This is a genomic window from Acidovorax sp. Q11 (genome assembly GCF_054950075.1).
In genome coordinates this window covers 53,384-74,877 of record NZ_JBUDZG010000008.1, presented here as the reverse complement: position 1 = coordinate 74,877, position 21,494 = coordinate 53,384, and the positions used below count along the sequence as shown (strand labels likewise).

The window sequence follows — 21,494 nt, the reverse complement described above, 5'->3', positions numbered from 1 at the left end:
GTCTTCCCTTGGGCTTTCTATGAGCTAGACCAAAGTCCACAAGGATTCTAATGCCTTTACCATTTTCTCATGACTAGACACGCATGAATTCTTTCCCCTCGTAGTAAACACTTATGTCTCCATCAGAGCTTATCTTCACGGCAAGCCCGTAGAATGAGGCCCCAATTGCAGCTTTAGTTCGGCTTCCCTCAGAACCATGTAATTCGCCAGGAGATTGTGGCTGGAGTACTGCACCATATGCGGCGACTTCACCAGAATTCTTCAGCACCACAGCACCGTCTAGCGAAGCAAGCTCAACCGCTACAGATCGCGGCAGCGACTGAAACATTCGCGGTGCAATGACTGCATCAAAGGATGCGTCCGTGCTCTGACGGCCGGGATCGCCAATCGCGTCGCCTAGTCGGACTATTTCATGCAGCTTCTGCTTGTTGTGCAGAATTACAAGCAGTCCACCCGAACGCCGAAATGAAACATCTAGTGCAACGCGGTAGATCTTACCTACTACTCTCCCAAGGACCTGCTTGCGCACACGCTGCGCCTTGGCTCTGTCACGAAGCAGCTTGATGAGATGCACATGATTCCAATATTGCCACTGACCAAACCGATAAGAGAGCCGTAAGGTGCCTTCATCGAACACGAGAATGTCACCTTGGCGGCTCAGGGCGATTCCGCAACGACCGCCTCGGCTGGCTTTGGCGATTGACTCGGTCCAGTCAGGGAAATGATGCTTCTCCGATAAAGTTGCGGAATTTGCTCGGTTCAAGTCAATAAAGTCAACAAGGGCACCGTTTGTGGAGATGAGGTATGCCGTGCGAAAACCGTCAGATAGTGCCTTGTACTTTTTACTCCGTAGGAAGTCGCCGGGAAAAGCATCAGAACCTACAGGAGCGGGGTTATGTGGATCAAGGATACAGCCGAAGGTCAACGCCTTGTTTTCATAACTCTGTTCCGACAGAGTGTGCAGCGTACGCAACACCTTTGAAACCGGCAAATTGAGTTTGTGATGCTGTTGTATGTGATCTGAGACAATGGATTCGTCAAAATCCCGAGACACCGCCTGCAGAGCAATTGGATCAAGACGAAGAGTTGGAGCGTTTGAAAGAATTTCAGATATTCTCCGAGCAATCAAATCGCAAATATGGTGCTCTCGAATATCAATAATTTCAGAAGCCACGGAGCTGCTACCAGGAATGCTCCGACGCCTCGCCAAGGCACTGAGAGATATTGAATTTGGATTGACCTTTGCTCCAAAGGTAATCGTGATCCGAACTTCTCGTCTCTTGGAGTTTGTCCATACACACCCTGCATTGGCCCAAGAGGCTTCTTGCCAACCTGTAATTTCCACATGGGGCAGCAGGCGTTGCACTGCACCTGCCGCGTGATGAACAAATATTATTCCATGCTCGCCGAGATTTTTTCGCAATGAAGCCGAAAGCGCGAAATTTAACATTTCTACAGATTTTTAACGAGTAGCGATTGACATTTCAACTCAATCCCGGCACACCGATTGGAAATATCTACCGCAATAAATTGACGCAGACCAATATCCGCTCTTGGCAAAGAGTCATGTTCTAAACATAAGGAAGATGAACCGCAATCACTGAACAGCCTATTTGGATAAGCAAACCCAACGCCCTTAGACCTCGTTTACGCGAGGCCCTCAAAAATTCATAATATTTCTCTACCCACCGGCCCGCTCATAAAGAACATGTCGGCCTTGGCGGCTGCCAGCGCTGTTGGGTCGGTTTGGGCTATCAGCTCATCCAGCGTGTAGCGTGGTGGTGCCTTGGGTTGAATGATCAAACGGCCGTTTTCGATCGCGATGCTCACAGATGAGCCAGCGTCAAGATGCAGCACTTTGAGAAACTCGGGCGGAATGGTCAGCATGACTGAACTGCCTACATCGCGCAAATGAGTGGTGTACATAAGTCGCTCCGGCCTGAGTGCTTTTGAATGAATGTGCATCTTGCAAAGGTACTGTGTGGCATCGCAGCCAACCAAGCTCTTGCAAATGCAATGAATGTAAACGAGATGTCGGTCAGCGGCTTACTTCTACCATCCCATCCAACACCACATCTGCAACAGCAACACCCGCGAGCTTGAGGATATGCCTCTCAATGGTCAGTGCGAATGGCCGCAAGTCATCCAGAGGCAGGATGGCATATCCATCAGCAGTCCCAGATGGCCTATGGCCCTGCATTTGGTCAACAGCTCCATGGGGAGCTACTGCACGTCCACGCTGCTTGTATGCGCGACGCAGACCATGCAGCGTAAGGTGATCTATACCCGCCGCCTTGAGTGCCTTGGCAAGGCTGGCACGAGCATCAACAATATGTCCACGCTTTCCGGTGCCCGCGAAGATGAACTCATTGATTTTTGGCTGGGCACTCAACAGCTTCGCGAGGAACGGAGTAAGCGGTATTACCCGCGTGCCCTCGACTTTGTCTGCCACGGTCAGCTTCATCCAGCGGAAATCCACATCCACCCACTTGAGGGCTGCAAGCGCTTCTCTCCGAACCCCCGTCAAGAGCAGCGCCTGTAGATAACGCGCCGCCGTTCGATTCGGGAGCTGTTCAACAGCATTCCACCAGGGCACCATCTGAGCGGTTTCGAGCACATCTGTCCGACGCGTCATTGGCGGCAAGTTCTCCAGAATCGCGGCAGAGCGACCCGCATCCCTATTGACGATACGACGGTACTCTGGTCGAGCAGAACACCAGCGAAGGAAGCCTCTGAACATCATCAAGGCCCTGGCAGCTTGATGCCGGCCACGAAGCGACTCTTGCTCGTACCAACCTTGGAGAACGTCTTCATCAACGGATGCCAATGGCAGCCCCATCAGGGGAAACAATGGCCCTGGCTTGGTCAACCCTGCGCCCCGCTTTTTCTTGTCGCCACCTGGGCTGGACATTGCGCGTAGATCAGCAAGATAACGAGGCTTCCAGCAGTCTTTACGCTTGGGCTTGCCTTGGACTAGATACAACTCCCATACATCCCCAACCAAGATTGACTGGGCTGCAGCCTGCTCAGCCTCTAGCTGGACGGCTCTCGCGAGCTGGGCTGCCTTTTCAGCTTCGCCAAGCCTGGGGTCAACACCTTGCTCAGTCAGCCCCCGCAAGCGGTGGGCCTCAGCGCGTGCATCAGCAATAGAGATGGTGGGCCACTCACCAAGGGCACGGGAAAAGAGCTTGCCTTTCACCCGAGTCTCAAACTGCCAGTGCTTTCCACCAGCAGCAGTCACTCTGAGACGTAGTCCTTTTTTCTCTGCATCCTTGATGAGGACGAACGATTTGTCAGGTGGGCAGACCGCGCGATCAAGCATGCCATGAGTCAGGTCGTGAGAGGCGGTGAAATCGATGATCGCGTTTTTGCTGGGGCGTGCCATGAAGCCATGTCCATAAAATTTACAGACATTTTACAGACTGAAAGAGTCAATTTTCAGGCATTCAAATCAACACCAACGTTTCCGTCGCCTGCAAGTTTTTCCTGTATGTTATTGTTTTATATAGCATTTGCAACACACATCAATTGCGATCAACGCATCAAACACCTCATTCGTAATGAGAAGGTCGGGTGTTCGATTCATCTCTCCGGCACCAAATGAAAAGCCCTGATTCGCAAGAGTCAGGGCTTTTTTCATGGGCCTGGCAGAAGCCTTTTTTCTCAGAAAACTCTGAGCACCAGCATCACTGCCCGTTGCAGCGGATAAACATGACCGCCAACGCCCCCCTCAGGACCCGGGCTTGGGGTTTTGGGCGCCTTGCTGCGCGAACGCAAAATCCGGCAGCGACAGCGTGGCTTCCGCCACTTCCAGCAGGCGGCGGTTCTGGTCCATGGAGGTTTTCTGCAGTGCCCGGAAGGCCACTTCCTCGTTCATGCCCAGCCGCGCCATCAGCACACCCTTGGCCCGCTCAATCACCTTGCGCTCGTTGAGCGTGCGGCGGGCGGCCTCCAGCTCCGCCTCCATGCTGGCCATGCGCGCGGACTGGCTCTGCAGCAAGTCCACCAGCGAGGCCGATTCGCCTGTGCGGGCAGCAGCACCGACGGGCTCTGGCGCGGCCGATGGCACCTGGGCCATATCAAAAAAGCGGTCCACCGCATGGGTGCGCTGTGGCGGGTTGTCACGCAGGCCGCGCAGCAAGCCCTTGGAGTCCTGCAGGTCCTGCTGGGCCTCCAGGATGCGCGCCTCGCAGTCCTCGCGCAGGCGTTTGACGAGGTCCACCTGCAGGTGCCACAGCGCACTGATGCGCTCGGAGCACAGGTCAAACCAGGTGTCGCTGAGGTCGCTGTCGAGCGCCGCCCCCGGCCGGGTCACGCACAGCGCACGGCGCAGGCGCTCCAGCTGGGCTGCGGCAGGCACCAGTTGCTGCTGCTCCCAACGGGCGCGCAGCGCGGGCTCGGCAAACTCAGAAAACACGCGCAGGCTGCGCTCCTGTGCGTCGATGAGGTGAATCACCCGCTGCTGGTGCGCCTCGTTGCTGCTGCCAGACGCATACAGCAAGGCTCCCAGGGCCCGTTCCTGGCCCGCCTCTTCCTCGGCCTGCACCAAGTGCAGCAGGGCCACCAGCATGCGCGAGACGCTGGGCAGGCCCGCCGCATCGGCCACATGGAAAACCAGCTCAATCAGCCCCGCAATGAGATGGCTGTAGGCCGCCACGGAATCATGCGCCGACATGGCCTGCCGCTCGATCTGGGTGCGCAGCGCCGGCAGCGACTCCAGGCCCAGCAGGGCCCACGCCATCAGCGACAGCGCCTTGGCGGTGGCGCCCTGCCCCGGCTCAATGTGCTGTGCAAACACTTCGCGCAGCCGCACCTCCAGGGGCGCAACCTCCTCGATGACACGCAGCCGCACATCGACAAACCGCTGGGCCTTGGAGGCCAGATACGCGCCCGAGACGCCCCGCTCCCGCTGCAGGCCCTGAATCAGCTGCCCGATCACGTCCACCAGCTCGGCGCGGCTGGCGAGGTGGCGCACGGCATCAATCTCCAGCTGCTTGGAGCGGAGCACAAGGTTCGATACCGACAAAGGCGCAGCCGGGTCTAGCATGCAGGGTTCCTGGGTTGTTGTGGCGCAGCAGACGTGCGGCGACGTGACTGCGATTGTGTCAGGCCACGGAGACACTGACACGGCCACCCACGGCGCGCACGCTGTGGGCGCTCACCGATTGCTCGGGCGTCTCCAGGCATTCGCCGGTCTGCAGGTCAAAGTGGTTTTTGTACAGCGGCGAGGCCACCACCACGCGGTCGCCAATGCTGCCCACCAGGCCCCGTGCCAGCACGCTGGCACCGGACTTGGGGTCCACGTTGTCGATGGCAAAAAATTGATCGGCGCCGACACGGAACACCGCCACATGGCGGTTGGCCACCAGGGCGCACACGCCAGTGCTGGGCAGGATGTCATCGACCGCGCAAATGTCGGTCCAGGCGAGGGAGTCGGTGCAGCTGTTCATAGGGAGTGCGCTCATGGTGTTCTCTTCTTTCTTCAAGCGGCCTGGTGGATGGGGATGACTTTGTTGGTGCTGCGCTCTTCGGCGCGTGCCGGACGAATCTGGCCGCGCTCTTCCACAAAGAGCACGTTCTCGTCGGCCTTCTCGCTGTTCACGAAGGAGCGGAAGCGCTTGCGCGTCTCGGGGTCGGTCACGGCCGTCTTCCACTCGCACTGGTAGGTGTTCACCACGTTCTGCATCTGCGATTCCAGCTCTGCACACAGGCCCAGGCTGTCTTTCTGCAGCACGTCCTTGAGGTAGTCCAGGCCGCCTTCGAGGTTCTCGCGCCAGGTGCTGGTGCGCTGCAAACGGTCGGCTGTGCGCACGTAGAACATCAGCACCCGGTCGATCATGTGCACAAGGTCTTCCTTCGTCAGGTCGGACGCAAACAGCTCGGCGTGGCGCGGCTTCATGCCGCCGTTGCCGCAGATGTAAAGGTTCCAGCCCTTCTCGGTGGCGATGACGCCGATGTCCTTGCCCTGGGCCTCGGCGCATTCACGCGTGCAGCCCGAGACGCCGAACTTGATCTTGTGCGGGGCGCGCAGCCCCTTGTAGCGGTTCTCCAGCTCCACAGCCAGGCCGACGCTATCCTGCACGCCGTAGCGGCACCAGGTAGAGCCCACGCAGCTCTTCACGGTGCGCAGAGACTTGCCGTACGCGTGGCCAGACTCGAAACCCGCAGCGATCAGCTCTTCCCAAATCAGCGGCAGCTGCTCCACCCGTGCGCCAAACATGTCCACGCGCGCACCGCCAGTGACCTTGGTGTACAGGCCGTACTTCTTGGCCACCTGGCCCACGGCGATCAGGCCGTCGGGTGTGACCTCGCCACCGGGCATGCGCGGCACCACCGAATAAGTGCCGTCCTTCTGGATGTTGCCCAGGTAATAGTCATTGCTGTCCTGCAGGCTGGCCAGCTCCTTCTTGAGCACGAATTCGTTCCAGCACGAGGCGAACACGCTGGCCGCCACGGGCTTGCAGATGTCGCAACCCAGACCTTTGCCGTGCTTTGCCAGCAGGTCCTCGAAGCTCTTGATCTGCCCCACGCGCACCAGGTGATAGATCTCCTGGCGCGAGTACGCGAAGTGCTCGCAGATGTGGTTGTTCACCGCCATTCCGCGGCGCGCCATTTCGACCTTCATGACCTGGGTGACCAGGGGCACACAGCCGCCACAGGTGGCGCCCGCCTTGGTGCAGGCCTTCATATCGGCGATGGTGCAGGCGCCATTGCCCACGGCCTCGCAAATGCCCCCCTTGGTGACGTTGTTGCACGAGCAGATCTGCGCCGTGTCAGGCAACGCCTCCACACCCAGTCCGGGCTTGGCCTTGCCGTCGCTGGACGGGAAGATCAGGAACTCGGGGTCCTCGGGCAACGTGATGCCGTTGAGCGCCATCTGCAGCAGCGTGCCGTATTCGGTGGCATCCCCTATCAGCACGGCGCCCAACAGTTGCTTGCCGTCTTCGCTGATGACGATCTTCTTGTAGACCTGCCGACGTTCATCCACGTACTGGCAACTGCGGCTGTGCGGCGTCTTGCCGTGCGCGTCTCCGATGCTGGCCACATCCACGCCCATGAGCTTGAGCTTGGTGCTCATGTCGGCACCCACAAAGGCGGCATCAACTTCACCCGCAATGTGGCGGGCCGCCACACGCGCCATGTCGTAGCCCGGCGCCACCAGGCCAAAGGTCTGCTCATTCCAGGATGCACATTCGCCAATGGCATACACATTGTGGTCACTGGTGCGGCAAGCGCTGTCGATGGCCACGCCGCCACGCGGGCCGATGGCCAGCACGCATTGGCGGGCCAGTTCATCGCGCGGGCGGATGCCAGCGGAGAACACGATCATGTCGGTCTCCAGGTAGGAGTCGTCCGCAAACTTCATGCGGTGGCGCGCACGTGCGCCATCCGTGATCTCTTGCGTATTGCGGCCAGTGTGCACCTGCACGCCCAGCTCCTCGATCTTGGCCTTGAGCACGCGCCCACCGCCCTCATCGACCTGCACGGCCATCAGGCGGGGCGCAAACTCGACCACATGGGTCTCCAGGCCCATGTCGCGCAATGCCTTGGCGCATTCCAGGCCCAGCAAGCCACCGCCCACCACCACGCCGGTCTTGGACTTGGCGCCCGAGGCCTGCATGCCCTCCAGGTCCTCGATGGTGCGGTAGACGAAGCAATGCTCACGGTCACGCCCCGGCACCTGCGGCACAAACGGGTTGGAACCTGTGGCCAGCACCAGCTTGTCGTACGGCAAGACCTCCCCACTGACGGAGGTCACGGTGCAGGTGCGCCGGTCGATGGACGCGGCACGCGTCCCGAGGCGCAGCGAAAAGCCTGTGCGGTCAAAGAAGTCTGGCTCGACCAGTGAAAGATCCTCAGCCGTCTTGCCGCTGAAGAATTCGGACAGATGCACCCGGTCGTATGCCGCCCTGGGCTCTTCGCACAGCACCGTCACTTCCACATGGGACAGGCCCGTTTCCGCCAGGCTCTCCAGGAACTTGTGGCCCACCATGCCGTGACCAATAAGAACAATCTTCATGCTTTTCATCCTGCAATGGCCCGGTGCGCCGCTGGGGGGATGCAGGATGTGCGCCTTACCTGCCCAAGCAGGGCAGCGTGGCACCTCACCCTCCGCAGACAACACGGGCGTGGGTTGGAACAACCAAACGATGGGCCAGCATGCCCAACACTCGCTTGGGTTCCGCCATCTTTAGCGGAGGATTTCATGGGATCCCGGGGCAGCATTACCAAGGGATCAGCAAAGTTGAAGCAATATCCGTGCCGACGTTTCACCCCTTGGCAAAAAACGCGAAAACCTATCCAGAGCGAAAACTGGCGCCACCGAAACTGTTTTCTCATGCCCCAGGGCGAAGACGCATCAATGCGGTGCGATGCACTTCCCCAACATGGGGAATCCGCGAAGGCCCAGCATCCGGCGCAGCGCATCGCAAACGGTCGTTTTCTGATTTGCAAACAGCATCAACTCGGGCAGACTGCGAACAAAGCACCTCACCCCCCCACAGGGCCACACTGGTGCCAGGCATCTCATCCCCATCTTCAACAGCAGATCACGACCATGAGCGTAGAGCGCAGAGTCGCCTCAGACCGGCGCAGTGGCAAGGACCGCAGAGAGACGGAAGCAGGCCCCCCCCCACCAACTTTGAACGGCGGCGCAATGTCGAAGCACGGCAACCCGAGCTGACAGAGCTGCATCTGAGCGAGGATGAACTCAAAGCCCTGGGGTTTGCGCCGGGGAAGCCTGCCTCTCAGAAATCGTGACTCAGGCGCCAGCGCAGTGATGGTGGCTGTGCGAGCCCTCCCGCAGCACGATCAAAAACAGAAGGCCGCGCCACCTGAGTCCGAGTGAGTCATCCGCCAGTCAGGACAACGCAGGCGCCATATGTGCGACGTTGCGCCCCCACGGGCAATGACGCTCTTGCCTACAGGGCACTCAGCTGCCAATACCAGGCAGCACGATCACGCGGTGCGCCACCATGTCCAGCGCGGGCCTGGCGTTCCCCTGTTTGTCTGTCCACACACGCGGAGAAAGGCTGCCCGACAGCGCCACAGAGTCGCCGTCTTGCATGGCACGCATTTCGGTGCAGACCGCTGCATCAAACGCAATCACATTGACAAACAGCAGTTCCCCATCAGCGGTGCTGGCACGCACCTTGGCCAAGGTGAAAGTCTTGCCCGCCTTGTCTGTGCGTTGCTCGGTCTCGCCATACAGCCTTCCAGCCACCAGTCCATCAATCATGAAGATCCTTGGCCCGCTGCGGGCGTTGCTTTGTTCCGGCTGCGGCACTTTTGGCCACAGCGCCAATGAAACGGACCATGATCCGTCAGCCCGCACAAGTCGGCATTGAGGCGCAAAAGCAAAAAAGCCCAGAACCTTTCGGTTCTGGGCTTTTGCTAACAATGGTCGGCGTGGCGGGATTCGAACTCGCGACCCCTTGCACCCCATGCAAGTGCGCTACCAGGCTGCGCTACACGCCGACAAGACTTAGATTATATACACAAAAAACATCAACTCAGAGAAAGTAGCGCACGAATCTCAAATAACTCTTTGCGCACTGCGTTGGAGTCCAGTGCGAAGCCTCCCGAAGGAATTGAAAGATCAGTTGCGCTTTCTATCAACATGCTGGGCACCTCGCCATCAAACGACTCCATCGCAACGCCAACCGAAGGCTCTTCACGCGCTGGGTGGGCTAACTCTTGAAGACGGTTTCGGGCTCCGCTGATGGTGAAGCCCTGGTCGTACAGCAGGTCCCGGATACGGCGAATCATGAGCACCTCGTGGTGCTGGTAATAGCGCCGATTGCCGCGTCGCTTCATGGGGCGCAGTTGCGTGAACTCCTGCTCCCAGTACCGCAGCACATGGGGCTTTACGCCGCACAACTCCGCAACCTCACCAATCGTGAAGTATCGCTTGGCAGGAATGGAAGGAAGGGTGGTGCCCATGGAATGCGGATTCAAACCGGAAAGCCGACAAGCGTACTGCAGACGCGCAAATACTGCCAGCCACCAATCTCATCTTGAGAACAAAATCGGTACAAGCTCACACTGCAGCTGCTGTCTGGATCTGCTCCTTGAGCTTGCTGCTGGCATGAAAGGTCACCACCCGGCGCGCCTTGATGGGAATGGCTTCTCCGGTCCGCGGATTGCGCCCCGGACGCGGCGCCTTGGTGCGGATCTGAAAGTTGCCAAAGCCCGATAGCTTGACGTCCTTGCCTTCGACCAGACTCTGCGCGATCAGGTCGAAGAATGCATCGATCATGTCCTTGGATTCGCGCTTGTTCAGACCGATCTGATCGAACAGGAGATCAGCCAGCTGTGCCTTGGTCAATGCCGGAGTCTCCAGGCTTTCGACGGCGAACTCGATCATGGTGTCACTCCCTCTCTCGGTCAATGTCATCATTGTCATCAAACACGCAGACGCGCACCGGTACGCTGCACCAGTTGATCGACGATGGCCTGCACAGCGGCCTCGATCTCGGCTTCGGTCAGCGTGGCCTCGTCGCGGGCCAGGGTCAGGCGGACGGCCAGGCTCTTCTCGCCTTGAGCCAGAGCGCCGACCGGAGCCTCCTCGCCAGCACGCAGCGACTTGGGACGGTACACGTCGAACAGAACAGCAGAGCGCAGCAACCCGTCGGGCGCTGCCTGCTGAACGACCGACACGATCTCAGCATGCGTCACGCGCTCAGCGACGACCACAGCGATGTCACGCTCAACAGCCTGGTGCTTGGCCACCGACTTGAACTGCGGCACCACGCGCTGCAGCACCGCGTCGAGCTCCAGCTCGAACATCACGGGCGCCAAGGGCAAGTCCCAGGACTGGCGCCACTGCGGATGCAGCTCGCCCACGAAGCCAATGGCGCGACCATCAACCAGCACCCGAGCGCAGCGCCCTGGGTGCATTGCAGGATGGGTCGCAGCCTCGAAGCTCGCCTGCACGGGGGCCAGCAAAGCCTCCACATCGCCCTTCACATCGAAGAAATCGATGGCCTGCTTTTCGCGACCCCACTGCAGGGCATCGTTCTGGCCGTAAGCCAATCCCGACACGCGCATGGGCTGGTTGAAGCCTTCGACGGTGGTGTCGGTGTTGCGCACCGTGGCGTCGCGCAGGAACACCCGGCCCAGTTCGAACACGCGCACACGCTGGGCCTTGCGGTCCAGGTTGAACTTCAGAACCTGCAGCAGCGAACCCAGCAGCGTCGAGCGCATCACGCTCATCTGACTGGCGATGGGGTTGAGAAGCTTGATGGGCTGGGCGTTCGCGGCCAGCTCGTGCTCCCAGCGCTCTTCGACAAAGCTGAAGTTGATGGTCTCCTGGTAGCCCAGCCCGGCCAGAGAGCGGCGCACGGCAAACGGGCTGCGCGTGGCCTCGGCCGGCAACTTGGGCGTGATGGGAGCCAGCGGCGGCGTGGTGGGCAGGTTGTTGTAGCCCACCATGCGCGCCACTTCTTCGATCAGGTCTTCTTCGATGGTGATGTCGAAGCGGTACGCGGGCGGCGTGACGGTGAGCGTGCCTTCGCCCTGCACCACCGGCAGGCCCAGGCGGGCCAGCACGTCGGCGCACTGCGCCTGGGCCAGCGGCATGCCGATGACCTTGGAAGCGCGCGCCACGCGCAGCGTGACGGGCTGGGGCACGGGCAGGTTAACAGACTGGTCGTCCATGGGGCCGCAGGCCGTGTCCGGCGTGCCGCAGATGTCGATGACCAGCTGGGTGATGCGTTCGATGTGCTCGACCGTGAGGCTCGGGTCCACGCCGCGTTCGAAGCGGTGGCCGGCATCGGTCGAGAAGTTGAAGCGGCGCGAGCGCCCTGCCACGGCTTTGGGCCACCAGAAGGCCGCCTCGATGTAGATGTGCTTGGTGTCGTCGGACACGGCGGTGGCGTCGCCGCCCATGATGCCGGCGAGCGACTCGACCTGCTGCTCGTCAGCAATCACGCCGACCTTGTCGTCCACGGTGATGGTGTTGCCGTTGAGCAGCTTGAGCTGCTCGCCCGGCTTGCCCCAGCGCACGTCCAGGCCGCCGTGGATTTTGTCGAGATCAAAAATGTGCGACGGCCGGCCCAGTTCGAACATCACGTAGTTGGAGATGTCCACCAGCGGCGACACGCCGCGCTGGCCGCAGCGCGCCAGGCGGTCCAGCATCCACTGGGGCGTGGCGGCGCGCGTGTTCACGTTGCGCACGATGCGGCCGGAGAAGCGGCCGCACAGGTCGGGCGCGCTCACCTTGACGGCGAGCTTGTCGGACAGTTTTGCCGCCACCGCGGGAAACGAAGGCTGCTGCAGCGGCACGCCGGTGAGCGCTGACACTTCGCGCGCAATGCCGTACACACTGAGGCAGTGCGCCAGGTTGGGCGTGAGCTTGAGCGTGAACAGCGTGTCGTCCAGGTTCAGGTGGGTGCGGATGTCCTGGCCCACGGTTGCAGAGGCATCGAGCTCGAGCAGACCGCCATGGTCCTCAGACAGCTTGAGTTCGCGGGCCGAGCACAGCATGCCCTGACTTTCCACGCCGCGCAGCTTGCCGACCTTGATAAGGAATGGCTTGCCATCGTCGCCAGGCGGCAGCTCGGCGCCCACCAGCGCGCAAGGCACCTTGATGCCCACGCGGGCGTTGGGCGCGCCGCACACGATGTTGAGCAAGGCGCCCTGCCCCACATCCACCTGGCACACGCGCAGGCGGTCGGCATCTGGGTGCTGCACGGCTTCTTTGATCTCACCCACCACGATCTTGGTGAAGGGCGGCGCCACGGGGCGCAGCTCTTCCACCTCCAGGCCGGCCATGGTCAGCGTCTCGGCCAGCTCGGCCGTCGAAAGGGGTGGGTTGCAGAACTCGCGCAACCAGGATTCAGGAAATTGCATAGTCGGACTCTTGTTCTAAAGGATCGGCGCGCTGCCGCCTGGCGTGCGCGCGTCGCTAAATCGGCGGGCTTTACTGAAACTGCGACAGGAAGCGGATGTCGCCGTCAAAGAACAAGCGCAGGTCGTTCACGCCATAGCGCAGCATGGTCATGCGGTCCATGCCCATGCCGAAGGCAAAGCCGATGTACTTTTCGGGGTCCAGGCCCATGTTGCGCACCACGTTGGGGTGCACCTGGCCGGAGCCAGCCACCTCCAGCCAGCGGCCGGCCAGCGGGCCGGTCTGGAACTGGATGTCGATCTCGGCGCTGGGCTCGGTGAAGGGGAAGAAGCTCGGACGGAAGCGCAGCACCAGGTCGTCGCTCTCGAAGAAGGTGCGGCAGAACGCCGTGAAGATGACCTTCAAGTCCTTGAAGCTCACGTTCTCGCCAATCCACAGACCTTCGCACTGGTGGAACATGGGCGAGTGCGTGGCGTCGCTGTCCACGCGGTAGGTGCGTCCCGGCGCAATGACGCGGATCTCGGGCATGGGCTGGCCGGCGTCGAGCAGAGTGCGGTGTTTTTTCACATGCTGCACGGCGTGGCGGATCTGCATGGGGCTGGTGTGCGTGCGCAGCAGATTGGGCGCCTCGGGCGTGCCGCCCTCGACGTAGAAGGTGTCGTGCATGGAACGCGCGGGATGGTCTTCCGGCGTGTTCAGCGCGGTGAAGTTGAACCAGTCGGTCTCGATCTCGGGGCCCTGGGCCACGTCGAAACCCATGGAGCCGAAGATGCCCTCGATGCGCTCGAACGTGAGAGACACGGGGTGCAGGCCGCCCTGCCCGCGCTGGCGCCCCGGCAGGCTCACATCCAGGGCCTCGGCCTTGAGCTGGACCTGCAGCTCGGCATCGGCCAGCGCCTGGCGGCGCGCGGTCAGCGCTGCCTCAATGGCCTGCTTGGCGACGTTGATGGCTGCACCACGAGACTTTTTTTCCTCGACGGAAAGCTGCGCCATGCCCTTCATGAGCTCCGTCACACGGCCCGACTTTCCCAAAAACTGCGCCTTGGCGTTTTCCAGATCAGCGGGAGTGGCGCTTTGGGCAAACAGTTGCGTCGCGCTTTCAACCAGGGAATCCAACTCGTTCATATCGACTCTTGAAAATGAACAAGGGCTAGTGCCTTTTCAAGCCCTAGCCCTTGCTGTTATTGCGCAAGCAGCTATCAGAACGATAGCCGCTCATCGTGAACTCAAGCAGCCAGCTTGGCCTTGACTTGCTCCACGATGCTGCCAAAGGCAGCCTTGTCGTGCACTGCGAGGTCAGCCAGCATCTTGCGGTCGATCTCGATGGATGCCTTCTTCAGGCCGTTGGCGAACTGGCTGTAGGTCAGGCCCAGTTCACGGGCAGCGGCGTTGATACGGGCGATCCACAACTGGCGGAACACGCGCTTCTTGGTGCGGCGGTCACGGTAGGCATATTGCCCAGCCTTCATTACCGCCTGTTTGGCGATACGGAAGACGTTACCGCGGCGACCACGGAAACCCTTGGCAAGGGCGAGAACTTTCTTGTGACGGGCACGGGCCGTTACACCACGTTTGACGCGAGGCATGTATGTACTCCTTGTTCGTCGTTAATTACACGCCCATACCGGGCAGCATTTGTGCGATAGAGCCCATGTTGGTCTCATGCACAGCAACTGCACCACGCAGGTGGCGCTTGTTCTTGGTGGTCTTCTTGGTCAAGATGTGACGCTTGAAGGCTTGACCGCGCTTGACGGTGCCACCGGGACGAACGCGGAAACGTTTTTTCGCGCTGCTCTTGGTCTTCATTTTGGGCATATAAATGCTCCTTTTTCATTGTGCTCGTGAGGCGTTTGCAAACCGATCTGCAAACTTGTTGGCCCCGAGCCACTTTTTCGAAAGGCTTTCACCTCTCGTTTGGCAGTGCTTGGACACCACCTTCAAGCACCGCACCTTTTCAGGCGCAGCGCTCAAATCTTGATACTCACCCCACCACCACTCAGGCAGCTGCCCCCGGTGCCGGAGCACCTTCTGCAGCCGGTTTGGCGGCAGGCTTCTTGCGGCCTGGCGCAATCATCATGATCATCTGGCGGCCTTCCAGCTTGGGAAACTGCTCGATGATGATGGTGTCTGCCAGCTCGTCGCGGATGCGGTTGAGCAAGGCAAGGCCCAATTCCTGGTGCGTGATCTCGCGGCCACGGAAGCGCAGCGTGATCTTGCACTTGTCGCCATCCGCCAGAAAACGGCGGATATTGCGCATCTTGATGTTGTAGTCGCCATCGTCCGTCCCGGGGCGGAACTTGACTTCCTTGATCTCAATGACCGTCTGCTTGGCTTTGGCTTCCGCCGCACGCTTTTGCTCTTGGTACTTGAACTTGCCGTAGTCCATGAGGCGGCACACCGGTGGATTTGCAGTGGCAGCAATTTCCACCAGATCCACATCCAGCTCGCCAGCCATGCGCAGGGCTTCCATCAGGCTGACAACACCCAAAGGCTCGTTATCAGGCCCGGAAAGACGAACTTCCGGGGCCATGATTTCACGGTTCAGGCGGTGCTTGCGCTCTTCCCGGTGGCGACGATCACGAAATTCAGTAGCGATGGCTATCTTCCTTGAATCAAAACACTACAATTTTTGTAGCAACAACCGCACAACTGGCAGGCGCCAAAGCATGTTTTAAGGCAAAAATCAGGCTTTGGTGGCGATGTCTTGGGCGATCAGCTCAGCGAACGCTTCAATGGACATCACGCCGAGGTCACGATTGCCCCGGCCGCGCACTGCGACGGCTCCTGCGGCCTTCTCCTTGTCGCCCGCGACAAGGATGTACGGCAGCTTTTGCAACGAATGCTCACGTATTTTATACGTAATCTTCTCGTTGCGCAGATCGACCGCCACTCTAAGGTCTTGATTCGGCAGTGCTTTTTGCAGTTTTGCTGCAATTTCGCGACAGTAGTCGGCCTGCGCATCGGTGATGTTGAGCACCGCCACCTGCACTGGCGCCAGCCAGACAGGGAAGGCACCGGCGTAGTGTTCGATCAGCATGCCGATGAAGCGCTCCATGCTGCCCACCGTCGCGCGGTGCAGCATCAGGGGGCGCTTGCGGCTGCCGTCTTCGGCCACGTACTCGGCGTCCAGGCGCTCAGGCAGGTTAGGGTCGATCTGCATCGTGCCGCACTGCCATTGCCGACCCAGCGCGTCCTTGAGCGTGTACTCGATCTTGGGGCCGTAGAAGGCACCCTCGCCCTCGGCGATCTCGAACTCGCAGCCCGAATAACGCAGACCATCCATCAGCGCCTTCTCGGCACGGTCCCAGGCTTCTTCTGTGCCGATGCGCGCCTCGGGGCGGGTAGCCACCTTGTAGATGATGTCCGTAAAACCGAAGTCCTTGTAGACCTTCTGCACCAGCGCCGTGTAGTTGGCACACTCCTCCTGCACCTGCTCTTCGGTGCAGAAGATGTGGCCGTCGTCCTGCGTGAAGCCACGCACGCGCATAATGCCGTGCAGACCGCCCGTGGGTTCGTTGCGGTGGCAGGCACCGAACTCGCCATACCGCAGCGGCAGGTCGCGGTAGCTCTTGATGCCCTGCTTGTAGATCAGGATGTGTCCGGGGCAATTCATCGGCTTGAGTGCATAGTCGCGCTTTTCCGACTCGGTCGTGAACATGTTGTCGCGGTACTTGTCCCAGTGGCCCGTTTTCTCCCACAGGCTCTTGTCCAGGATCTGCGGGCCCTTCACTTCCTGGTAGCCGTTGTTGCGGTACACGCGGCGCATGTACTGCTCCACCTCCTGCCACAGCGCCCAGCCCTTGGGGTGCCAGAACACGGTGCCAGGCGAGTGCTCGTCCATATGGAACAGGTCCAGTTCACGCCCCAGCTTGCGGTGGTCGCGCTTTTCGGCCTCTTCCAGCATCGTGAGGTACTGCTGCAGCTCGTCCTTCGTGGACCAGGCCGTGCCATAGATGCGTTGCAGCATCTCGTTGCGGTGATCACCGCGCCAGTAGGCGCCCGCCACCTTCATGAGCTTGAAGAACTTGAGCTTGCCCGTGCTGGGCACGTGGGGGCCACGGCACAGGTCTTCGAAGTTGCCTTCACGGTACAGACTCACATCCTCGTTGCTCGGGATACTGGCGATGATCTCGGCCTTGTAGTTCTCGCCCAGGCTCTTGAAATAGGCCACGGCCTCGTCGCGCGGCAGCACGCGGCGCACCACAGGCTCGTCCTTGGTCGCCAGTTCGGTCATGCGCTTTTCGATGGCAACCAGGTCTTCGGGCGTGAAGGGGCGCTTGTACGAGAAGTCGTAGAAGAAACCGTTCTCGATCACCGGGCCGATGGTCACCTGGGCTTCAGGAAACAGTTCCTTGACGGCATAGGCCAGCAAGTGGGCCGTGGAATGGCGAATGACCTCCAGCCCATCGGCATCCTTGGCCGTGACGATGGACAGCGGACCGTCGGCCGTGATCTGGTAGCTGGTGTCCACCACTTTGCCGTCAATCTTGCCGGCCAGGGCCGCCTTGGCCAGACCCGTGCCGATAGAAGCCGCCACTTCGGCGACCGTGACAGGCCCCGGGAATTCGCGCTGCGAGCCATCAGGAAGCGTGATGTGAATCATGGGAGTAACTCTTTCTTTTCAATCAGTGCAATGGATGCGGGCACGCGCCAAGCCCAGAAAACAAAAAAGCGCGGAACAGGTCCGCGCTTTTTGGAGGTGTGTGCAATCTCGTGCAGGCGCGAACAGCCAGCCTTAACGGCCGGTCAACATCTCCGATGTAGTTCGCGGTGTCATAACCAGATTGCCTTTCTCGCTCTTGTGCAGTGAATTTGCTGGCATTTTAACCTTGCCGCCAACAAAAAAGCCCGAAGCGGGTGCTTCGGGCTTGCATCCGGTGCATTTTGCGCCACACCCAAGCGGCGCAAAAAGTCCTCAGATCAGTGGAACTGCTCTTCTTCGGTCGAACCCGTCAGGGCCTTCACGGAGGACGAGCCGCCCTGGATCACCGTGGTCACATCGTCGAAGTAGCCTGCGCCCACTTCCTGCTGGTGCGACACGAAGGTGTAGCCCTTTTCGCGTGCTGCGAATTCAGGCTCTTGCACCATCTCGGTGTAGTGCTTCATGCCTTCGCCTTGGGCGTATGCATGGGCGAACTGGAAGGTGTTGAACCAGTTGATGTGGATACCGGCCAGCGTGATGAACTGGTACTTGTAGCCCAGAGCCGACAGGTCTTCCTGGAAGGAAGCGATCTGCTTGTCGTTGAGGTTCTTCTTCCAGTTGAACGAGGGCGAGCAGTTGTACGACAGCAGCTTGCCGGGGCAGGCGGCGTGCACAGCTTGCGCAAATTCACGGGCGAAACCGATGTCTGGCACGCCGGTTTCGCACCACACCAGGTCGGCGTAGGGAGCGTAGGCCACGCCACGGCTGATGGCTTGTTCCAGACCATTCTTGACGCGGTAGAAGCCTTCCTGCGTACGCTCGCCGGTCAGGAAGGGCTTGTCGTTGGCGTCGTGGTCGGACGTAATCAGGTTGGCGGCTTCAGCGTCGGTACGGGCCAGAACGATGGTGGACACGCCCATCACGTCAGCGGCGAAACGTGCGGAGATCAGCTTTTCGCAGGCTTCTTGCGTAGGCACCAGCACCTTGCCACCCATGTGGCCGCACTTCTTCACGGCAGCCAGTTGGTCTTCGAAGTGAACGCCAGCAGCGCCGCTTTGAATCATGTTCTTCATCAGTTCGAAGGCGTTCAGCACGCCGCCGAAACCGGCTTCTGCATCGGCCACGATGGGCAGGAAGTAGTCGATGAATTCCTTGTCGCCGGGGTTGATGCCACGGCCCCACTGGATTTCGTCGGCGCGCTTGAAGGTGTTGTTGATGCGGCGAACCATGGTGGGCACCGAGTCGTAGGCGTACAGCGACTGGTCGGGGTACATGGTTTCGCTGGTGTTGCCATCAGCGGCCACTTGCCAACCCGACAGGTACACGGCTTCGAGGCCTGCCTTGGCCTGTTGCATGGCCTGGCCGGCGGAGATGGCGCCGAACGCGTTCACATAACCCTTCTTGGCACCGCCGTTGATCTTGTCCCACAGCTTTTCAGCACCGCGCTTGGCCAGCGTGTGCTCGATGGGCAGCGAACCGCGCAGGCGCACCACGTCGGCAGCAGAGTAGCCGCGCTTCACACCCTTCCAGCGGGGGTTGGTGGCCCAGTCTTTTTCCAGGGCGGCGATTTGTTGTTCGCGGCTCAGTTGTTCGTTGAGGGATTGGGGCATGAGATCACTCCAGAGGTTGGTTGAAAACGCCGGGCTGCTGTGTGCCGCCCTTGAAGACAACTTTAAGTCTTCTATAAGACCTGCGCAAGCTCTTATGTCTTATAGAAGAGATAAATTTTCTCCTTCCAAAACAACGACTTAACCATGCAATTTCTCAATACAGAAATTGATTTCTCATATTGAGAAAAATTGCGGCAATGCAGCATCTATTGCGTTTTGCATTGAGAAAAATAACTTTCACATTGCGATAAATTTAGTGACTCTTGAGAGCCACCGCATTGAGCCAGTCGCCCGAGGCAATCACCGGGGCTGCCGCCACGTACAGTGGGTTGATTTCGTACACCAGACAGGCCAGCTGCCGCCCCTCGACCAGCACCACCACCTCCCGCCGGATGTATTCATCGCCCGGTTGGCCCGCCACGCCCTCAATGGCATCCAGGATGGCCTCCAGCGCCGGCTCGATGGCATAGACCTCGCCCACCACCCATTGATCGCCGCCCAGCAACATGCCCGGATAGGCCCCCAGGTGGTACAGCACGCCAGCCACCTGCGCGGGCCCCACAAACCGGGGTGCGGGCTCAAGCCGCGTGATGTCGTTGCTGCCGCCACGGCGCAGCGTGCCGTACACAAAAACGCAGCGGGGTGGCCGGGGTGGCACGGGTTCGTCGGGCATGATGCGCACTCTTTTTCAGGGCTTACGCCAACAAGGATGCAAAACAGGCGTCGCCGTACGGCGAGTGCGGTGCTTGAACCCATTTGCGTAAGCCGTTTTTGTTGAACAGTGCCCAGTCTAGTGAACACGCCCAATCGCCCCTTTGCCTACCTGTGCCTGGCACTCAGCATGTCGCTGGTGGGCAGCTATGTGGCCCTGTCCAAGCCGCTGGCGGCCGTGTTGCCGGTGTTCCTGCTGGCCTGGATGCGTTTTGGCATCGGCGGCCTGGCCATGCTGCACTGGCTCAAAAAACCGGCGGACGAGCCCCCGCTCACCCCCCAGACAAAACGGCTGCTGTTCCTGGAGTCGTTCCTGGGCAACTTCCTGTTCACCATCTGCATGATCTATGGCGTGAGCATGACGGATGCCGTGTCGGCTGGCGTGACCATGGCGGCCATTCCGGCCGCCGTCGCACTGATGGGCTGGGCATTCCTGCACGAGCGGGTGGCGCCACGCACCTGGCTGGCGGTGGTCTGCGCCGTGGCGGGCATTGCGCTTTTTTCACTATCAAAACCAGAGCACTCAGCCCATGCTGGACAGGCGTAGCAGCCAAAAATCCTCAAAACCTGGCCTGGCTGGGGCAATTGCTGCTGGTGGGAGCCGTGGTCTGCGAGGCGGCCTACACCGTGATCGGCAAGAAGCTCACAGGCAGCCTGGGGCCCAAACGCATCACCGCGCTCATCAACCTGTGGGGCTTTGTGCTGACCACGCCGTTTGGGCTGTACCTGGCGCTGGGTTTCGACTTCGGCGCCGTCGGCTGGGGCACCTGGACGCTGCTGCTGTTCTATGCCCTGGCCGCCTGCATGTGGACGGTGTGGCTCTGGATGACCGGGCTCAAGGTTGTGCCCGCCGCACAAGGGGGGGTGTTTTCGGTGCTGCTGCCGGTCAGTGCGGCACTGGTGGGTGTGCTGGTGTTGGGCGAATCGCTCACGGGCATGCAGTTGCTGGCGTTTGCCATTGCACTGGCCAGCGTATTGATGGCCACCCTGCCCTCGCGCGCTGCACTGCGCGTGGGGCGGGGTGACCGCTCCCGCTGAACCGGGCCAGCCTGGGCAGGATTCGGCCTGAACCGGCGGCGATCAGACCCTTTTCAAGCTGTCAGCGCCTGTGCACTGACCACAATGCCGTCGGCATCGGCATACAGCCAGTCATCCGGCCGCACCCACACACCCTGGATCAACACCGCCACATCGCGCTGGCCTTCGCCCCGGCGCTCGGTGGGCAGCGGCATCAGCGCCAGCGCCCGGATGCCCACGGCGGCGACGTTCAACTCGGCCACGTCGCGCACGCAGCCGTCCACCACCAGGCCCGCCCAGCCATTGCGCGCCGCTGTGGCCGCCAGGTTGCCCCCCACCAGCGCACGGCGCAGCGAGCCCCCGCCATCCACTACCAGCACGCGGCCCTCGCCCGGCGACTCGACAGCGGCTTTGACCAGGGAGTTGTCTTCGTGGCATTTGACGGTGGTGACCGGGCCCGCAAACACCCGCTTGCCGCCATAGCTCTGAAAAACAGGCGGCAAGACGCGGAAAGCGCCGCTCACATCCGCCTTGTGCACATCGCAGAAGTCACAGGTGGAGAAGGGAGGGTTGGAAGCTGCGGACATAGAAACAAATTCTTTCAAAGAGTGGGTCAGTGAAACGGGCCAGGCCAGGATTGTCTGCGCAACACAAGCCATTGCAG

General features: G+C 60.4%; 18 protein-coding genes, 1 tRNA gene and 1 pseudogene. 1 reads left to right on the top strand and 19 read right to left on the bottom strand.

Annotated features, from left to right (window positions below):
* Nucleotides 1–73: 73 nt before the first annotated feature.
* The 18 genes from ACYZGB_RS09285 to ACYZGB_RS09200 all read right to left on the bottom strand — a co-directional run bounded on the left by ACYZGB_RS09285 (nt 74) and on the right by ACYZGB_RS09200 (nt 19,775).
* Nucleotides 74–1,450: a hypothetical protein gene (locus ACYZGB_RS09285; RefSeq protein WP_462387959.1), complete on the bottom strand. Its 1,377-nt coding sequence runs from the start codon at nt 1,448–1,450 to the stop codon at nt 74–76.
* 218 nt (nt 1,451–1,668) lie between these two features.
* Nucleotides 1,669–1,926, bottom strand: coding sequence for an AbrB/MazE/SpoVT family DNA-binding domain-containing protein (locus ACYZGB_RS09280; RefSeq protein ID WP_462387958.1), 258 nt, complete (start codon nt 1,924–1,926; stop codon nt 1,669–1,671).
* A 112-nt stretch (nt 1,927–2,038) separates the two neighbouring features.
* The gene (locus ACYZGB_RS09275) at nt 2,039–3,385 is read right to left on the bottom strand and encodes a tyrosine-type recombinase/integrase (protein WP_462387957.1); all 1,347 of its coding nucleotides are present in this window, start codon (nt 3,383–3,385) and stop codon (nt 2,039–2,041) included.
* Nucleotides 3,386–3,730: 345 nt separating this feature from the next.
* Nucleotides 3,731–5,047, bottom strand: coding sequence for a nitrate- and nitrite sensing domain-containing protein (locus ACYZGB_RS09270; RefSeq protein ID WP_462387956.1), 1,317 nt, complete (start codon nt 5,045–5,047; stop codon nt 3,731–3,733).
* 58 nt (nt 5,048–5,105) lie between these two features.
* The gene (gene nirD, locus ACYZGB_RS09265) at nt 5,106–5,465 is read right to left on the bottom strand and encodes a nitrite reductase small subunit NirD (RefSeq protein ID WP_462387955.1); all 360 of its coding nucleotides are present in this window, start codon (nt 5,463–5,465) and stop codon (nt 5,106–5,108) included.
* Nucleotides 5,466–5,482: 17 nt separating this feature from the next.
* Nucleotides 5,483–8,020: a nitrite reductase large subunit NirB gene (gene nirB, locus ACYZGB_RS09260; protein WP_462387954.1), complete on the bottom strand. Its 2,538-nt coding sequence runs from the start codon at nt 8,018–8,020 to the stop codon at nt 5,483–5,485.
* A gap of 912 nt (nt 8,021–8,932) precedes the next feature.
* Nucleotides 8,933–9,238 carry a single-stranded DNA-binding protein gene (locus tag ACYZGB_RS09255; RefSeq protein ID WP_462387953.1) on the bottom strand — a complete coding sequence of 102 codons (306 nt, stop codon included), beginning with the start codon at nt 9,236–9,238 and terminating at the stop codon, nt 8,933–8,935.
* A gap of 162 nt (nt 9,239–9,400) precedes the next feature.
* A tRNA-Pro gene (locus ACYZGB_RS09250) sits at nt 9,401–9,477 on the bottom strand.
* Nucleotides 9,478–9,507: 30 nt separating this feature from the next.
* Complete coding sequence (locus ACYZGB_RS09245) at nt 9,508–9,942, bottom strand: MerR family transcriptional regulator (protein WP_462387952.1); 435 nt, start codon at nt 9,940–9,942, stop codon at nt 9,508–9,510.
* Nucleotides 9,943–10,039: 97 nt separating this feature from the next.
* Complete coding sequence (locus ACYZGB_RS09240; RefSeq protein WP_108617000.1) at nt 10,040–10,366, bottom strand: integration host factor subunit alpha; 327 nt, start codon at nt 10,364–10,366, stop codon at nt 10,040–10,042.
* 38 nt (nt 10,367–10,404) lie between these two features.
* The gene (gene pheT, locus ACYZGB_RS09235) at nt 10,405–12,852 is read right to left on the bottom strand and encodes a phenylalanine--tRNA ligase subunit beta (RefSeq protein WP_462387951.1); all 2,448 of its coding nucleotides are present in this window, start codon (nt 12,850–12,852) and stop codon (nt 10,405–10,407) included.
* Between the two features lie 70 nt (nt 12,853–12,922).
* Nucleotides 12,923–13,975 carry a phenylalanine--tRNA ligase subunit alpha gene (gene pheS / locus ACYZGB_RS09230; protein WP_462387950.1) on the bottom strand — a complete coding sequence of 351 codons (1,053 nt, stop codon included), beginning with the start codon at nt 13,973–13,975 and terminating at the stop codon, nt 12,923–12,925.
* A gap of 101 nt (nt 13,976–14,076) precedes the next feature.
* A complete protein-coding gene (gene rplT / locus ACYZGB_RS09225; RefSeq protein ID WP_005795139.1) occupies nt 14,077–14,436 on the bottom strand; it encodes a 50S ribosomal protein L20 in 360 nt (119 codons plus the stop codon).
* Nucleotides 14,437–14,461: 25 nt separating this feature from the next.
* Nucleotides 14,462–14,665, bottom strand: coding sequence for a 50S ribosomal protein L35 (rpmI, locus tag ACYZGB_RS09220; RefSeq protein ID WP_010465963.1), 204 nt, complete (start codon nt 14,663–14,665; stop codon nt 14,462–14,464).
* Between the two features lie 181 nt (nt 14,666–14,846).
* Nucleotides 14,847–15,452, bottom strand: coding sequence for a translation initiation factor IF-3 (infC, locus tag ACYZGB_RS09215; RefSeq protein ID WP_082836404.1), 606 nt, complete (start codon nt 15,450–15,452; stop codon nt 14,847–14,849).
* An 81-nt stretch (nt 15,453–15,533) separates the two neighbouring features.
* On the bottom strand, nt 15,534–17,453 hold the full coding sequence (gene thrS / locus ACYZGB_RS09210) for a threonine--tRNA ligase (protein ID WP_462387949.1): 1,920 nt from the start codon (nt 17,451–17,453) through the stop codon (nt 15,534–15,536).
* 317 nt (nt 17,454–17,770) lie between these two features.
* Nucleotides 17,771–19,102: an isocitrate lyase gene (gene aceA, locus ACYZGB_RS09205; RefSeq protein WP_055402695.1), complete on the bottom strand. Its 1,332-nt coding sequence runs from the start codon at nt 19,100–19,102 to the stop codon at nt 17,771–17,773.
* Nucleotides 19,103–19,355: 253 nt separating this feature from the next.
* Nucleotides 19,356–19,775, bottom strand: a complete 420-nt coding sequence (locus tag ACYZGB_RS09200) for a gamma-glutamylcyclotransferase family protein (RefSeq protein WP_462387947.1) — start codon at nt 19,773–19,775, stop codon at nt 19,356–19,358.
* A 168-nt stretch (nt 19,776–19,943) separates the two neighbouring features.
* Between ACYZGB_RS09200 and ACYZGB_RS09195 the strand changes: the two are divergent.
* Nucleotides 19,944–20,851: pseudogene (locus ACYZGB_RS09195) on the top strand (DMT family transporter).
* Between the two features lie 53 nt (nt 20,852–20,904).
* Here the strand turns inward: ACYZGB_RS09195 and rraA are convergent.
* Nucleotides 20,905–21,417 carry a ribonuclease E activity regulator RraA gene (gene rraA, locus ACYZGB_RS09190; RefSeq protein WP_462387946.1) on the bottom strand — a complete coding sequence of 171 codons (513 nt, stop codon included), beginning with the start codon at nt 21,415–21,417 and terminating at the stop codon, nt 20,905–20,907.
* Nucleotides 21,418–21,494: the final 77 nt, after the last annotated feature.

Excerpts from the sequence above, each read along its gene's own strand:
- ACYZGB_RS09285 (WP_462387959.1), bottom strand. The coding sequence starts at position 1,450 with ATGTTAAATTTCGCGCTTTCGGCTTCATTGCGAAAAAATCTCGGCGAG.
- ACYZGB_RS09280 (WP_462387958.1), bottom strand. The coding sequence starts at position 1,926 with ATGTACACCACTCATTTGCGCGATGTAGGCAGTTCAGTCATGCTGACC.
- ACYZGB_RS09275 (WP_462387957.1), bottom strand. The coding sequence starts at position 3,385 with ATGGCACGCCCCAGCAAAAACGCGATCATCGATTTCACCGCCTCTCAC.
- ACYZGB_RS09270 (WP_462387956.1), bottom strand. The coding sequence starts at position 5,047 with ATGCTAGACCCGGCTGCGCCTTTGTCGGTATCGAACCTTGTGCTCCGC.
- nirD (WP_462387955.1), bottom strand. The coding sequence starts at position 5,465 with ATGAGCGCACTCCCTATGAACAGCTGCACCGACTCCCTCGCCTGGACC.
- nirB (WP_462387954.1), bottom strand. The coding sequence starts at position 8,020 with ATGAAGATTGTTCTTATTGGTCACGGCATGGTGGGCCACAAGTTCCTG.
- ACYZGB_RS09255 (WP_462387953.1), bottom strand. The coding sequence starts at position 9,238 with ATGATTGATGGACTGGTGGCTGGAAGGCTGTATGGCGAGACCGAGCAA.
- ACYZGB_RS09245 (WP_462387952.1), bottom strand. The coding sequence starts at position 9,942 with ATGGGCACCACCCTTCCTTCCATTCCTGCCAAGCGATACTTCACGATT.
- ACYZGB_RS09240 (WP_108617000.1), bottom strand. The coding sequence starts at position 10,366 with ATGATCGAGTTCGCCGTCGAAAGCCTGGAGACTCCGGCATTGACCAAG.
- pheT (WP_462387951.1), bottom strand. The coding sequence starts at position 12,852 with ATGCAATTTCCTGAATCCTGGTTGCGCGAGTTCTGCAACCCACCCCTT.
- pheS (WP_462387950.1), bottom strand. The coding sequence starts at position 13,975 with ATGAACGAGTTGGATTCCCTGGTTGAAAGCGCGACGCAACTGTTTGCC.
- rplT (WP_005795139.1), bottom strand. The coding sequence starts at position 14,436 with ATGCCTCGCGTCAAACGTGGTGTAACGGCCCGTGCCCGTCACAAGAAA.
- rpmI (WP_010465963.1), bottom strand. The coding sequence starts at position 14,665 with ATGCCCAAAATGAAGACCAAGAGCAGCGCGAAAAAACGTTTCCGCGTT.
- thrS (WP_462387949.1), bottom strand. The coding sequence starts at position 17,453 with ATGATTCACATCACGCTTCCTGATGGCTCGCAGCGCGAATTCCCGGGG.
- aceA (WP_055402695.1), bottom strand. The coding sequence starts at position 19,102 with ATGCCCCAATCCCTCAACGAACAACTGAGCCGCGAACAACAAATCGCC.
- ACYZGB_RS09200 (WP_462387947.1), bottom strand. The coding sequence starts at position 19,775 with ATGCCCGACGAACCCGTGCCACCCCGGCCACCCCGCTGCGTTTTTGTG.
- rraA (WP_462387946.1), bottom strand. The coding sequence starts at position 21,417 with ATGTCCGCAGCTTCCAACCCTCCCTTCTCCACCTGTGACTTCTGCGAT.